Annotated in this window: 11 protein-coding genes and 1 tRNA gene; 6 read left to right on the top strand and 6 right to left on the bottom strand. The window is 71.2% G+C overall.

The window, feature by feature from the left end; translation table 11 throughout:
• Window positions 1-88: 88 nt before the first annotated feature.
• Complete coding sequence (locus tag OHT57_RS25290; RefSeq protein ID WP_328748771.1) at window positions 89-1231, top strand: acyl-CoA dehydrogenase family protein; 1143 nt, start codon at window positions 89-91, stop codon at window positions 1229-1231.
• 130 nt (window positions 1232-1361) lie between these two features.
• On the opposite strand, the gene OHT57_RS25285 is transcribed toward OHT57_RS25290, so the two are convergent.
• The 5 genes from OHT57_RS25285 to OHT57_RS25265 form a co-directional block, all read right to left on the bottom strand.
• Entirely contained in the window at window positions 1362-1691 is a 330-nt protein-coding gene (locus tag OHT57_RS25285) for a rhodanese-like domain-containing protein (protein WP_328753323.1), read from the bottom strand.
• A 57-nt stretch (window positions 1692-1748) separates the two neighbouring features.
• Window positions 1749-2603: a J domain-containing protein gene (locus OHT57_RS25280; protein WP_328748770.1), complete on the bottom strand. Its 855-nt coding sequence runs from the start codon at window positions 2601-2603 to the stop codon at window positions 1749-1751.
• A gap of 80 nt (window positions 2604-2683) precedes the next feature.
• A complete protein-coding gene (locus tag OHT57_RS25275) occupies window positions 2684-4201 on the bottom strand; it encodes a DUF2252 domain-containing protein (RefSeq protein ID WP_328748769.1) in 1518 nt (505 codons plus the stop codon).
• Window positions 4202-4600: 399 nt separating this feature from the next.
• On the bottom strand, window positions 4601-5215 hold the full coding sequence (locus OHT57_RS25270; RefSeq protein WP_328748768.1) for a response regulator transcription factor: 615 nt from the start codon (window positions 5213-5215) through the stop codon (window positions 4601-4603).
• Between the two features lie 17 nt (window positions 5216-5232).
• Window positions 5233-6513 carry a sensor histidine kinase gene (locus OHT57_RS25265; protein ID WP_328753322.1) on the bottom strand — a complete coding sequence of 427 codons (1281 nt, stop codon included), beginning with the start codon at window positions 6511-6513 and terminating at the stop codon, window positions 5233-5235.
• A 391-nt stretch (window positions 6514-6904) separates the two neighbouring features.
• On the opposite strand from OHT57_RS25265, the gene OHT57_RS25260 reads away from it, so the two are divergent.
• Both OHT57_RS25260 and OHT57_RS25255 read left to right on the top strand, forming a co-directional pair.
• Window positions 6905-7645: an ABC transporter ATP-binding protein gene (locus OHT57_RS25260; RefSeq protein WP_328748767.1), complete on the top strand. Its 741-nt coding sequence runs from the start codon at window positions 6905-6907 to the stop codon at window positions 7643-7645.
• The gene (locus tag OHT57_RS25255) at window positions 7639-10080 is read left to right on the top strand and encodes an ABC transporter permease (RefSeq protein WP_328748765.1); all 2442 of its coding nucleotides are present in this window, start codon (window positions 7639-7641) and stop codon (window positions 10078-10080) included. The genes OHT57_RS25260 and OHT57_RS25255 overlap by 7 nt, the downstream gene beginning before the upstream one ends.
• Before the next feature lie 630 nt (window positions 10081-10710).
• Here OHT57_RS25255 and OHT57_RS25250 read toward each other — a convergent pair.
• Window positions 10711-10794: transfer RNA gene (locus OHT57_RS25250), tRNA-Leu, on the bottom strand.
• Window positions 10795-11261: 467 nt separating this feature from the next.
• Here OHT57_RS25250 and OHT57_RS25245 point away from each other — a divergent pair.
• The 3 genes from OHT57_RS25245 to OHT57_RS25235 all read left to right on the top strand — a co-directional run bounded on the left by OHT57_RS25245 (window position 11262) and on the right by OHT57_RS25235 (window position 14345).
• Window positions 11262-12158, top strand: coding sequence for a DUF3662 and FHA domain-containing protein (locus OHT57_RS25245; RefSeq protein ID WP_328748764.1), 897 nt, complete (start codon window positions 11262-11264; stop codon window positions 12156-12158).
• Window positions 12159-12168: 10 nt separating this feature from the next.
• The gene (locus OHT57_RS25240) at window positions 12169-12684 is read left to right on the top strand and encodes an FHA domain-containing protein FhaB/FipA (RefSeq protein ID WP_328748763.1); all 516 of its coding nucleotides are present in this window, start codon (window positions 12169-12171) and stop codon (window positions 12682-12684) included.
• Window positions 12685-12782: 98 nt separating this feature from the next.
• On the top strand, window positions 12783-14345 hold the full coding sequence (locus tag OHT57_RS25235) for a Stp1/IreP family PP2C-type Ser/Thr phosphatase (RefSeq protein ID WP_328753321.1): 1563 nt from the start codon (window positions 12783-12785) through the stop codon (window positions 14343-14345).
• Window position 14346: the final 1 nt, after the last annotated feature.

Genomic DNA, 14346 nt, shown 5'->3' with positions numbered 1-14346 from the left:
CCGTTCCCTTCTTCTAGAACCTGTTCTATCTTGACGGACCGTCAGATCGGCTGACCCGATCTGCCGACCCGTCGGAAGGACATGGACCGTGGACTTCACCTTCAGCGAGGAGCAGCAGGCGGCGGCCGAGGCGGCGCGGGGGGTGTTCGCCGATGTCGCGCCGGACGCGGTGCCGAGCCCGGCGCTGACCACGGGTGCCGTGGCCGACACGCACGACCGCGCACTGTGGGCCAAGCTCGCCGACGCGGGCCTGCTGAGCCTGCTCGTGGCCGAGGAACACGGCGGGGCGGGCCTGGACGCCGTAGCGCTGTGCCTGGTGCTGCGCGAGTCGGCGAAGGTGCTGGCACGGGTGCCGTTGCTGGAGAGCAGCGCGGCCATGGCGGCCGTACAGGCTTACGGCGGGCCGGAGTTGAGGGCCGCGTTGCTGGAGCGGGGCGGACGCGGGGAGGTCGTCCTGACCGTCGCCGCGAGCGGCCGTACCGGCCACGACCCCGCCGAACTCGCCGTCACCGCGCGGCAGGACGAGGGGGAGGGCGGCGACTGGACCCTGGACGGCGTGCAGACGGCGGTGCCGTGGGCGTACGACGCGGACTTCGTCGTCGTACCCGCACACACGGCAGTGGGCCGGACCGTTCTCGCGCTGGTACCCCGGGTCCATGACGGGGTCGCGCTCGGTGAGCAGTTCTCCACCAGCGGGGAGAGGCTGGGCGAGCTGCGGCTTGAGTCGGCGCGGATCGCCGCACGGGACGTGATCGACGTCGAGGGCGCGTGGGAGTGGCTGCGCGATCTGCTGACCACGGGGACGTGCGCGCTGGCGCTCGGTCTGGGCGAGCGGGTGCTGCGGATGAGCAGCGAATACACCAGCAAGCGGGAGCAGTTCGGGTTCCCGGTGGCCACCTTCCAGGCCGTCGCCGTGCAGGCCGCCGACCGTTACATCGATCTGCGCGCGATGGAGGTCACGCTGTGGCAGGCCGCGTGGCGGATCTCCTCGGGGTCGCGGGGCGCGCTGCCGGTCGCGGGGGACGTCGCCGTGGCGAAGATCTGGGCCTCGGAGGGGGTACGGCGGGTGGTGCAGACGGCCCAGCATCTGCACGGCGGCTTCGGCGCGGACGTCAGCTACCCCCTGCACCGCTACCACGCCTGGGCCAAGCACCTGGAACTGTCGCTCGGCCCGGCGGCGGCACACGAGGAGGCGTTGGGGGACCTGCTGGCAGCGCATCCCCTGGGCTGACACCCCCCACCACACCAAGCGCCCGGCGTCCACTGCCCACCGTCCGGCACCCGGCACCCGGCACCCGGCACCCGGCACCCGATATTTCGCCACCAGGCGCCCGCGAGTCAGAGCTGCCGACGGCTGGTTTCTAGAGCACGAACCCCGGACTGCCGTCGTCGGTCACCACGGGGCGGCCCGTCTCGGCCCACAGCTGCATGCCGCCGTCGACGTTCGCGGCGTCGATGCCCTGCTGGGCCAGATACATCGTGACCTGGGCGGACCGGCCGCCGGAGCGGCAGATCACGTGGACGCGGCCGTCCTGCGGGGCGGCCTCGGTCAGCTCGCCGTAGCGGGCCACGAACTCACCGATGGGGATGTGCAGCGCCCCTTCGGCATGACCCGCCTGCCACTCGTCGTCCTCGCGGACGTCCAGCAGGAAGTCGTCGTCCTTGAGGTCCGTGACCTGCACCGTGGGCACACCAGCACCGAAATTCATGGGCCCGACGCTACCCGACACCCGTGGGGGCGCGGTCGGTCACTCCTGTGCGAGCAGCTCCGCGAGCTCCGCCTCGCGCGCGGAGACATCGGCGAGGAGCTTCTCGGCGATCTCCTCCAGGAGGCGGTCCGGGTCGTCCGGGGCCATCCGGAGCATCGAGCCGATCGCCCCCTCCTCCAGCTCCCGCGCGACCACGGACAGCAACTCCTTGCGCCGGGCGAGCCATTCGAGGCGGGCGTAGAGCTCCTCGCTGGGCGTGGGGCCCTGCTCCGGGGGCTTGGGACCGGCGGCCCATTCCTCGGCCAGTTCGTGCAGGAGTACCTCGTCGCCGCGGGAGTAGGCCGCGTTGACCCGGGTGATGAACTCCTCGCGCCGGGTCCGCTCGGTCTCGTCCTGGGCCAGGTCCGGGTGGGCCTTGCGGGCGAGCTCACGGTAGAGCTTTCGGGCCTCGTCGCTGGGGCGCACCCGCTGCGGGGGCCGCACCGGCTGCTCGGTGAGCATCGCGGCGGCCTCGGGGAACAGGCCCTCCCCGTCCATCCAGCCGTGGAACAACTCCTCCACGCCGGGCATCGGCATCACCCGGGCGCGGGCCTCGTCCGCCTTGCGCAGGTCCTCCGGGTCGCCGGTGCGGGCGGCCCGGGCCTCGGCGAGCTGGGCGTCCAGTTCGTCGAGGCGGGTGTACATGGGGCCGAGCTTCTGGTGGTGCAGCCGGGAGAAGTTCTCCACCTCGATGCGGAAGGTCTCCACCGCGATCTCGTACTCGATGAGCGCCTGTTCCGCGGCCCGCACGGCCCGCTCCAACCGCTCCTCGGGCCGGGCCACGCTCTGGCCTTCGGCAGCCACCTGCTCCGCGCCGGCGCCACCACCGTGCCGCTCAGCTTCCGGGGTCGTCATCCGAACAGCGTAGGCCACGAGCGGAGCGCCGCCTCAACGATCGCCCCGGGCACCTCCGCACCGGCTCTCGGAACGGTCGCTCACACCCCCGGCTCCCCCGCGATCCGCCCCGCCCGAACGGCTGCCACCAGGTCCGCGTGGTCCGCCTCTGTGCGGTCGGAGTAGGTCACGGCGAACGTGGCGATCGCCTCGTCGAGTTCGTCGCTCTTGCCGCAGTAGCCGGAGATCAGGCGGGGGTCGACGCTGTGGGAGTGGGCGCGCGCCAGCAGGGCGCCGGTCATGCGGCCGTAGTCGTCTATCTGGTCTGCGGCGAGGGCGGCCGGATCGACGCTGCCCTTGCGGTTGCGGAACTGGCGGACCTGGAAGGGGCGGCCCTCGACGGTCGTCCAGCCCAGCAGGATGTCGCTGACGACCTGCATCCGCTTCTGGCCCAGCACGACCCGGCGGCCCTCGTGGTCGACCGGCGGTGTCTCGAAGCCCGCGGTGAGCAGATGGGGCAGCAGGGCCGAGGCCTTCGCCTCCTTGACCTGGAGGACCAGCGGTTCCCCGCAGTGGTCCAGCAGCAGCACCACGTACGAGCGCATGCCCACACTGCCCGTGCCCACGACGCGGAACGCCACGTCGTGCACGGCGTGCCGGGCCAGCAGCGGGTGGCGGTCCTCGGAGAGCGTGCTCAGGTAGTGCTCCAGGGCCGCGGCCACCGCAGCGGCCTCCTCGTCCGGCACCCGGTGCAGCACCGGTGCGGCGTCCACGAAACGGCGGCCGCCGTCCTCGGTGAGTTCCGTCGACCTCTCCGCGAAGCGCCCGCTGGTGTTGGCCCGTGCCTTCTCCGAGACCCGCTCCAGCGTGCCGACCAGATCGTGGGCGTTCGCGTGCGAGACGAGTTCCTCGTCGGCGATCGCATTCCACGCGTCCAGCACCGGGAGCTTGGCGAGCAGCCGCATGGTGCGCCGGTACGCGCCCACCGCGCCGTGCGCCGCCGCACGGCAGGTGTCCTCGTCGGCGCCGATCTCGCGGCCCGCGAGGACCAGGGAGGCGGCGAGCCGCTTGAGATCCCACTCCCATGGGCCGTGCACGGTCTCGTCGAAGTCGTTCAGGTCGATGACCAGGTCACCGCGCGCGTCGCCGTACAGACCGAAGTTGCCCGCGTGCGCGTCACCGCAGATCTGGGCGCGGATCCTGGTCATGGGCGTGCGGGCCAGGTCGTGGGCCATGAGGCCGGCCGAGCCGCGCAGGAAGGCGAACGGTGTGGCCGCCATCCGGCCCACCCGGAGCGGCGCAAGCCCGGGAATGCGGCCGCGGCTGGACTCCTCGACCGCCTCGACCGCGCCGGGACGGGCGATGTCGAGGTCGAGCTCGGCATGGGCACTGCGCGGGACGCTCTCCCGCAGGGCCTTGCCCTCCTTCTTGGGCGAGCCCTCGACGGGCCACTGGGCGAAGCCGGGCACCAGGGGCCGCCGTGCCGATCCCGTGCCGGCTGTCGGCTTCGCCGCCGACGGCTCCTGGACGTCGGCCGACCCACCGGCTCGCGTCCCGGCCGTCGCCTCCACACCGACCTCGGTCACTGCGACCGCCTCCCCCGTGACTAGCAAGAACATCAACTCGTGCCGACCGTACAACCACCGGCCGAAACGCGTCAGACCCTGTGGAAAACTCCACAGCTGTGGACAAGGGATATCCGCCCGGTCCCGGGGTTCAGCCCAACTCGTCCCCCCTCTGGCAGTACGTCCACGCCATCGCGTCGCACGACGGCTTCTCCACGGTCACGCCTTCACGTCGCACGACGGCTTCCTCACACCCAAGTACGTGGCGCGGACGTGCTTCAGGTCGGCGCGGACACGTCGGCCGGGCGGCCCTTGTCGGTGTCGAAGATGCCCGCGGCCGTATCGGTGCGGTAGCCGAGACCCCGCCGGACATAGGCGTTCACGAACGGGAATCCGAAAGGTTGCCGGGCGACCTGGCCGCCGAATTACTCGCCGGGGTACCGCACCTGGACGTCACGCCCGCAAATATGCCAGCACCGCGAGCACCCGTCTGTGCGTCTCGTCCGCCGGCGGCAGATCCAGCTTCGTCAGGATCCCCCCGATGTGCTTGCCCACCGCGGCCTCCGACACGACCAGTTGCCGCGCGATCGCCCCGTTGGACTTGCCCTCCGCTATCAACGCGAGGACCTCCCGCTCACGCGGGGTGAGCCGCTCCAGCGGATCACGGCGACGGCGCAGCAACTGCCGTACGACCTCCGGGTCCACGACCATGCCGCCCTTCGCGACCTCGGCCAGCGCGTCGACGAACTCCTCGACCTGTCCGACACGGTCCTTGAGGAGGTAGCCGATGCCTGTGCCGTCGCCGGAGTCGAGGAGTTCGGAGGCGTACGCCCGCTGCACGTACTGGCTGAGGACCAGCACCGGCAACCGGGGGCGGCTCTCGCGGAGTTGGACCGCCGCATGCAGGCCCTCGTCCTGGAAACCGGGCGGCATACGCACGTCGGTGACGACGATGTCCGGACCGTGCTCCTCGACCGCCGCGATCAGTTCCTGCGCGTCACCGACGGCCGCCACGACCTCGTGGCCGCAGCGGGCGAGCAGACCGACGAGACCCTCTCGCAGCAGCACGCTGTCCTCGGCCAGGACTACGCGAAGCGAGCGGCCGCCGCGCGCAACTCGGTCGCCTCGCAAGGGAACTCCACACGCAGCAGGGTCGGTCCGCCCGGCGGGCTGGACAGGGAGAGTCTGCCATTCAGGACCGACACCCGATCCGCGAGTCCGGTCAGCCCGCTGCCCGCCGAGGCGTCCGCTCCACCGCAGCCGTCGTCGCGCATCTCAAGAACCAGCCGGCCGCCCGCGTGCCCGCCACGCACCTCCGCGCGACTCGCCCCGCTGTGCTTGTCGATGTTGGCGAGGGCCTCACAGACCACGAAGTACGCGGCCGCCTCCACTGCCTGCTCGAACCGTCCCGGCAGTGGGAGCTCCACGTCGACGGGGACCACGGAACGGTCCGCCGCGTCGGCCACGGCGGCTTCGAGGCCGTAGTCCGCCAGGACCTTCGGGTGGATGCCGTGGATGAGTTCGCGCAGTTCCGCCAGCGCTCCGCCCGCCTCGTCGTGGGCCTTGGCGAGCTGGTCGGCCAGCGGTCCCGGAGGGGCGTCGAGACGGGCCAGGCCCAGGGTCATCGTCAGGGCGACCAGGCGTTGCTGAGCTCCGTCGTGCAGATCGCGTTCGATGCGTCGGCGCTCCGCCTCGAAGGCATCCACCAACCGCACGCGCGAGCGGCTCAGTTCGACCACCCGGGAACCCAGGTCGCCGTCCCGGTCGGCGATCAGCAGCCGGGTCAACTCCGCGCGGGCCCCGGCCGCGGCGCCCAGGACGTAGGCGCCGAGGGCCAGGAGCAGCAGACCGAGCACGGCCACCCCGAACGCCGTCGGCCAGGTGGTGACCGTCCAGTGCTTGAGCACCTTGGTCTCACGACCCCCGCCGATCGTGGCCATGAGCAGCGGGGTGGCGGCCATGGACACCGGGAAGAGCAGGGCGACCGTGAACACCAGGGCGTCCAGCGGCCAGAGGAGGGCCGAGAACAGCACGGTGTACGCGAGTTCACGCCAGGTGACCTGCTCCCTCAGCCGGGTCGTGAGCCACGGCCACAGTCCCTCGGCGGCCGGTGTCCGGTGCGGATCGGACGCCGGGTCCAGGTCGACCAAGGCCAGCCGGCGCCGCTCCACCCAGGCGACCGGCAGACCGGTGAGAGCGAGCACGACCAGCAGCGGAATCCCCACGAGAACTACGGCCAGCGCCCCGCCGACGACCGCCAGCATCACCAGACCGACCAGAACGAGAACACCGCTGACCGCGCCGGTCAGCAGATAGCCGACCGAACGCCAGGGCCACGCCGACAACAGGAAGCCGGGCCGGGACATGGCCTGCCACACATTCCGAGGGTGCATGGCCATCACCGTAGAAGGGCGGCCGGGGCCGGGCCATGGGGCCAGGGGGCGGTCGGGGGGTATGCCCAGCCCTACCCCAAGTCTCGTCCCTGCCGCACTGCGCCCGGGTGTCTCCGCACGGTTTCGTGGAGTCGCCAAGAAGGTCACCAAGAAAGTCACCAAGAAGGCGAGAGAAGCACTACCGGAACGACGGCCCGGTCGGCGGAGCAGGCGGTGACGTGGGGCGGTGCCGGAGGCGAGGACGGGCCGGCACCGGTGCGCCCGGGCCCGCCCGCAACAGCCCCGCCCGCACCGACTCCACAGCCCCCGCACTCCCGTCCCGCCCAGCCGCGCGGGAGAACCGACACCGAACGAGTGGGGACAGATGAACAACGACGACGCCATCCAGTTGCGCTCCGTCAGCAAGAAGTACGGGTCGGGCGACAACGCCGTGACGGCGCTCGACCAGATCTCCCTGTCTTTCCCCCGCGGTACCTTCACCGCCGTCATGGGTCCTTCCGGCTCCGGCAAGTCGACCCTGCTCCAGTGTGCCGCGGGCCTGGACCGTCCCACCTCGGGCTCGGTCTCCGTGGGCGACACCGAGCTGACCAAGCTCGACGAGACCAAGCTGACGCTGTTGCGGCGCGAGCGCATCGGATTCGTCTTCCAGGCGTTCAACCTCCTGCCCGCGCTGACCGCCGAGCAGAACGTCGCCCTTCCCCTGCGCCTGGCCGGCAAGCGGGTCGCGAAGTCCAGGGTCCGCGAGGTGCTCGATCAGGTCGGTCTCGGCGAGCGCGCCAGGCACCGGCCCACGGAGATGTCCGGCGGCCAGCAGCAGCGCGTCGCCCTGGCCCGCGCGCTGATCACCCGCCCCGAGGTCCTCTTCGCCGACGAGCCGACCGGCGCCCTGGACTCGGGGACCAGCCGTGAGGTGCTGAGCCTGCTGCGGTCCATGGTCGACCGCGAGGGCCAGACGATCATCATGGTCTCCCACGACCCGGTGGCCGCCTCCTACGCCGACCGCGTGGTCTTCCTCGTCGACGGCCGGGTCAACGGCGAGCTGACCGACGCGAACGCCGACGACATCGCCGCACGCATGACCAAGCTGGAGGCCGTGCCGTGCTGAGTGTCGCCCTGTGCACCCTGCGTACCCGCTGGGCCACCTTCGTCGGCAGTTTCGTCGCGCTCTCACTGGGTGTCGCACTGCTCGCCGTGATGGGCCTGGCCCTCGCCTCCTCCCTGGACGCGCCCGAGCGACAGCCGGAGCGGTTCACCACCGCGCCGATCGTCGTGCAGGGAAAGAACACCCTGACCGTGCCGACCCCGATCGGCGACCGCGTCCAGAAACTCGCCCACCCTCGCGCGGTACCCGAGGCGACCGTGGCGAAGCTGCGGCAGCTCGGCACGGTCGTCGCAGACCGGTCCTTCGCCGTGCGGGCCACGAAGGGCCCCGGCGATCTGGTGGGCCACCCCTGGTCCACGGCCGCCTTCGCGCCGTACGAGATCGAGGCGGGCCGTGCGCCCGCCTCGCCAGACGAGGTCGTCGTCACCGGCGCCTGGGCCCGGCCCGGCGAACACGTCGCCACCGACCGCGGCACCGTGACCGTCGTCGGCACCGTCGCCTCACGCGGCTTCGAGGACGCCGTCTTCTACACCGACGCGCGCACCGTCGAACTGTCGCCGAAGAGCACCCAGTTGGTGGTCGAGGCGGACGCTGCGGACGTACGCGAGGCCGTCGCGGGCCAGGATCTCCAGATCCTCACCGGCACCGACCGCCGCCTCGCCGACGCCGACCCGGGCCGCGACAGCGAGGCGCTCACCGCGATGAACGCCATGTTCGGCACTGCCGGCGGGGTCACCGCGTTCGTGTCGGTGTTCGTCGTGGCGTCCACGTTCGCCTTCGCGGTCGCCCAGCGGCGCCGGGAGTTCGGCCTGCTGCGCACGGCGGGGGCCACGCCCGGCCAGGTCCGGCGGATGGTCCTCGCGGAGGCACTGGTGATCGGCGTGCTCGCGTCGGCGGCCGGGTGTGTGCTCGGCGCGTACGGCGCCCCGAAGCTCGCCGCGTGGGTGGTCGACGGCGGTCTCGCGCCCAGCTGGTTCACCATCGGCGACTTCACCTGGCCGTATCACATGGCCTTCTGGACGGGTCTGCTCGTCGCCCTGCTCGGGGTGATCGCCGCCTCCTGGCGGGCCGGCCGCACCGGGCCCACCCAGGCGCTGCGCGAGGCGTCCGTGGACACCAAGGCGATGACGTGGGGCCGCTGGCTGTTCGGGGCGGGGCTGCTGCTGACCGCGGCCGTGACGCTGGGGCTCGCCCTGGTCTCCGACCCGGGCGAGCTGCTGCACCGCAAGACCTATGTGAGCCGTCCGATGCTGCTGATCACCGCGATCGCGCTGCTCTCGCCCATCCTGGTGCGTCCGCTCACCCGGCTGATCGCCTGGCTGCCGGCCCAACTGCCGGGCGCGGGCGGGATGCTGGTGCGGGAGAACGCCACCGCCGGCATCCGCCGTACGGCTGCCATCGCGGCGCCGGTCCTGGTCACCGTCGCCCTCGCGGGCTCACTCCTGGGCGCCACGGCGACCCTGAACGAGGCGAAGGCCACCGTGACGCGTGAGCAGACGGCAGCCTCGTTCGTCGTCACCCCGGCCGGGGACGCCGGGTTCGACGCGGCGACCGTGAAGAAGCTCGAAGCGGTCAGGGGTGCCGTGGTCTCGGCCACCTTGTCGAGTGCCGTCTACGTCCTGGAGGACGGTGTCGCTCTCATCAAGTCCGAGGCCCGCGCGGCGCAGGCGGGCCCACTCGCCGAGACCGTGCACCTGCCGTTGGTCGCCGGGAAGGTGAGCGATCTCGACGACGAGTCGATCATCGTCAACGAGGAGTGGGAGAAGCACACCGTCGGGCAGACCGTCGACGTATGGCTCGGCGACGGCACCGCGAAGTCGCTGCGGATCGCGGCGGTGATGACGACCGGTACCGGCGACAACGGCGCCTACGTCACCCCCGCCAACGCACCCGGCGCAAGCGTCGACCGCGTTGACGTCGCCCTCGCCGACGGCGCCGACCCGGCCGCGGTGGCCGCCGCGCTCACCAGGGCCGGCGGGCACGTCTTCACCAAGGACCAATGGGTGCAGGCCAGTTACCCCGAGACCGACCGGACTACACGGTACGGCTTCATGCTGGTCCTCGGCATCGCCCTCCTCTTCACCGGCATTTCCCTGGCCGGCACGATGATCATGGCGACCTCCGACCGGGTCCGCGACCTGGCCGTCCTGCGGTTGGCCGGCGCCACCCGGTGGCAGGTCCTGCGGCTGGTCGCCGGCGAGGCACTGATGGTCGTCGCGGTCGGCGGAGTGCTCGGACTCCTGGTCGCCGGGCTCAATCTGGCGGGCATGTGGATCGCGCTCGGCCTGCTGTCCGTGTGGAGCCCGATAGAGATGCCGTGGACGGAAATCGGGGCGACCGTGGGCGCGTGTGCCGTGCTTGCCGTGGTGTTCTCCGTCGCCCCGGCCGGGCTGGCCATGCGCCGACCGGCAGTGCAGTTGACCGGCCTTCGGGAGTGACCCCGGGCCCGGCACGGGTCGGCACCTCCCTCGTCCAGGACAGCGAGCAGCTGCAACTCACTGTTTCGCTACAGCAGTCCGGCACGCACATGTTTCACGTGAAACGTCGGCCGGTCGACTGGTCGGCTGGTCGACCAAGCGGCTCCCAAGTCGAGCGCGACCGGCCGACGCCGTTCAGGAGCAGGAGAAAGGCACTGGAGAAAAGCACAGGAGAGTCAGACCGCCAGGTCGTAGGCCTCCGCCATCCGGGACACGGCAACCGCGGCGTGGTGCTCATCCCCGCCCCGGGGTGCTGACGACGCGTTCCTGGGTCCTGCGACCGAACCGGAACCGGCTCCGCCGGGCTCGGCAGACGGACAGCCGGATCGACCCCAGGCGTACACCCTGGCGCCGACCGGTCATTCGACACCGGCCGCCCGGACAGCCCCCGCCACCGGCGCGACCCGGGGTCCCACCCAGGCCCGCAGCACGACACCGGCAGACCCGGCCCGTGAAATTGATCACGGGCCGGAGCCCGCTGCATGTCCTGACAAGGCTGTGTGATGCCTCACAGAAACCGACACAACGAGGAACGGGCCCCTGCGGTGACTTCCGTCACCAGCAGAGACCCGTTCCGTCGGTTCTTCGCTGTGCGCGAGGGGGGAGTTGAACCCCCACGCCCTTTCGGGCACTGGAACCTGAATCCAGCGCGTCTGCCTATTCCGCCACCCGCGCATTGGGTGTGTCCTCGGGCCCCGTTCCTTGCGGTGCGGCGCCCTGCGACATGCAGAACATTAGCACGCTGGAGGTGGTGGGTTCACATCTCTTATCGGGGGGCAGCCGCCCACCAGCGGCTTCTTGGAAGGCCCCCGAACCGGGGCGCCGCAAGCCATGTGTCAACCCGTACCGGTTCACGTATCAACCTCGTACCGGTAGCCCCCGTCTCCCCAGGAGCCGGTCCGGGTGCACAGTCAGGTGCGGGACACTGGTCCACGGCCGCCTCTACGATCCTTGACAAAGGAGTTCGACAGCGGAGTTCGAAGTGGAGCTCCACAGGGAACTTCGGAGGCGTCGACACCTGTCGACAGTGCCGACAGGGGGAACCAGCCGATTCACCGGCGCGTGGATACGATCAGTAAGCAGTACCAGGTAGGCAGCACGCAGCGCAGTACCCAGGACGGCAAGGACGGAGGAGGTGCCTCATGGGAGTCCTGAAGAAGTTCGAGCAGCGTCTCGAAGGTCTGGTCAACGGCACCTTCGCCAAGGTGTTCAAGTCCGAGGTCCAGCCCGTGGAGATCGCGGGAGCGCTCCAGCGGGAATGCGACAACAACGCGACCATCTGGAACCGCGACCGTACGGTCGTACCCAATGACTTCATCGTGGAGCTGAGCACGCCGGACTTCGAGCGGCTCAGCCCCTACTCGGGCCAGCTCGGCGACGAGCTCGCCGGCATGGTGCGCGACTACGCCAAGCAGCAGCGATACGCCTTCATGGGCCCGATCAAGGTCAACCTGGAGAAGGCGGACGACCTCGACACCGGTCTGTACCGGGTGCGCAGTCGTACGCTCGCCGGCTCCACCGACCAGCAGGCTCCCGGAACCGCGGCCCCGGCCGGCCGGCCCGGCACGCAGGGACCCGGCGCGGGAGCCGGCGGCTACGGCTTCCCGCCGTCAGCCGCTTCCTCCGGCGCCCCGCCCATGCCTGCCGCACCGCCGCCCGCCGGCCGTGGCGCCGCCGGCGGCAGCTACGGCTACCCGCAGCAGGCCCAGCCCCAACGCCCGGCAGGCGGCCCGGTCGGCGCGCCCGCTCCGGGCTCCCGCACCCGCCACTGGATCGAGATCAACGGCGCCCGCCATCAGATCTCCCGCGCAACGCTGGTGCTGGGTCGCAGCACCGAGGCCGACGTGCGGATCGACGACCCCGGCGTCTCGCGTCGGCACTGCGAGATCCGGACCGGAACGCCCTCGACGATCCAGGATCTCGGATCCACAAACGGCATCGTGGTGGACGGGCAGCACACCACCCGCGCTACGCTCCGCGACGGCTCGCGGATCGTCGTGGGCAACACCACCATCATTTACCGGCAAGCCGAAGGGTGAAGCGGGGGCAATGTCAGAGCTGACCCTCACGGTCATGCGGCTGGGTTTCCTGGCCGTACTGTGGCTGTTCGTGATCGTGGCCGTGCAGGTCATCCGCAGCGATCTGTTCGGTACGCGCGTCACGCAGCGCGGAGCCAGGCGCGAAGCCGCCCGGCCCCAGCAGGCCGCCGCCCGGCAGCAGGCGGCGCCTCCGCAGCAGCGCCAGCAAGCCGGCGGCCGCCAGCGCCGTAACGCACCCACCAAGCTGGTCGTGTCCGAGGGCACGCTCACCGGCACCACCGTCGCCCTCCAGGGCCAGACCATCAGCCTGGGCCGGGCACACGACAGCACCATCGTGCTGGACGACGACTACGCCTCCAGCCGCCATGCCAGGATCTACCCGGACCGCGACGGTCAGTGGATCGTCGAGGACCTGGGCTCGACCAACGGCACGTATCTCGACCGATCGCGGCTGACGACCCCCACACCGATTCCGCTGGGCGCGCCGATCCGCATCGGCAAGACCGTCATCGAGCTGCGGAAGTAGTGCTACATCATGAATAGGCGTGAGCGGAGCGAGCACCCGGCGTGGGCCCCCACCCCGGGCCCCGGCGCGCTCCCGACCGGAGGGTGGGCACCGTGCGGATGTACCCGGAGCCGACAGGCGAGGTGCGCATGAGTCTGTCACTGCGCTTCGCCGCCGGATCGCACAAAGGCATGATCCGGGAGGGCAACGAGGACTCCGGATACGCCGGTCCCCGGCTGCTCGCCATCGCGGACGGCATGGGCGGCGCCGCCGCCGGTGAGGTCGCCTCCTCCGAGGCCATCTCCACCATCGTCGCCCTCGACGACGACGTCCCCGGCTCCGACGTCCTCACCTCGCTCGGCGTGGCCGTACAGCGCGCCAACGACCAGCTGCGGTCCATGGTCGAGGACGACCCCCAGCTGGAGGGCATGGGCACGACGCTCACCGCCCTGCTGTGGACCGGCCAGCGGCTGGGCCTCGTGCACGTCGGCGACTCGCGTGCCTACCTCCTGCGCGACGGCGTCCTCACCCAGATCACCCAGGACCACACCTGGGTGCAGCGTCTGGTCGACGAGGGCCGCATCACCGAGGAAGAAGCCACCACCCACCCCCAACGCTCCCTGCTGATGCGTGCGTTGGGCAGCGGCGAGCACGTCGAGCCCGACCTCTCGATCCGCGAGGTCCGTGCCGGCGACCGCTACTTGATCTGCTCCGACGGCCTGTCCGGCGTGGTCTCCCACCAGACCCTGGAAGACACCCTGGCCAGCTACCAGGGCCCCCAGGAGACCGTGCAGGAGCTGATCCAGCTCGCACTGCGCGGCGGCGGCCCCGACAACATCACGGTCATCATCGCCGACGTCCTCGACCTGGACACCGGGGACACCCTCGCCGGGCAGCTCTCCGACACTCCGGTCGTGGTCGGCGCGGTCGCCGAGAACCAGAACCACCTGCACGACCCCGGCCTCATGCAGACCCCCGCGGGACGCGCCTCCGGGCTCGGCCGGCAGGTACCCGGACAGGGTGGCGAGTTCGGCCCGCCCGGCTCCGGCGACGCCGCCGGCTACGCCCCCGCGGGCAGCTACGGCGACTACACCGACGACGACTTCGTCAAACCCCGCAAGGGCCGCAGGTGGCTGAAGAGATCCTTCTACTCGGTCCTCGCGCTCGCCGTCATCGGCGGCGGCCTGTACGGCGGTTGGCGCTGGACCCAGACGCAGTACTACGTCGGCACCAACGGCGAGCACGTCGCCCTGTACCGGGGCATCAGCCAGGACCTGGCCTGGGTATCGCTCTCGAAGGTCTCCAAGGACCACCCCGAGATCGAACTCAAGTACCTGCCGCCGTACCAGCAGAAGTCGGTCGAGGGCACCATCGCCGAGGGCGGCCTGAAGACGGCCCAGAAGAAGATCGTCGAACTGGGCGTCCAGGCGGCCGCGTGCAAGAAAGAGGCTGCGGCGCAGGCCACGGAGAGCAACAAGAACTCCAAGACGGGCGAGGGGCAGGCCGGTGGCACCACGGGAACCAGCCGTACCTCACTGACGTCCAAGGCCACACCGACCCCGACGAGCACGTCCGCCCCGTCCCCGAGCGCTTCCGGATCCCCGACCGTGCCCACTCCTACCCCCGGCCCCACCCTCTCGGACGAGGAGAAGCAGGTCGTCGGGAACTGCAGTACGCAGTAGG

It is taken from the genome of Streptomyces sp. NBC_00285 (assembly GCF_036174265.1).
Taxonomy (GTDB): domain Bacteria; phylum Actinomycetota; class Actinomycetes; order Streptomycetales; family Streptomycetaceae; genus Streptomyces.
The sequence above is the reverse complement of the archived record's forward strand: the minus strand, read 5'-3'. Positions and strand labels throughout refer to the sequence as shown.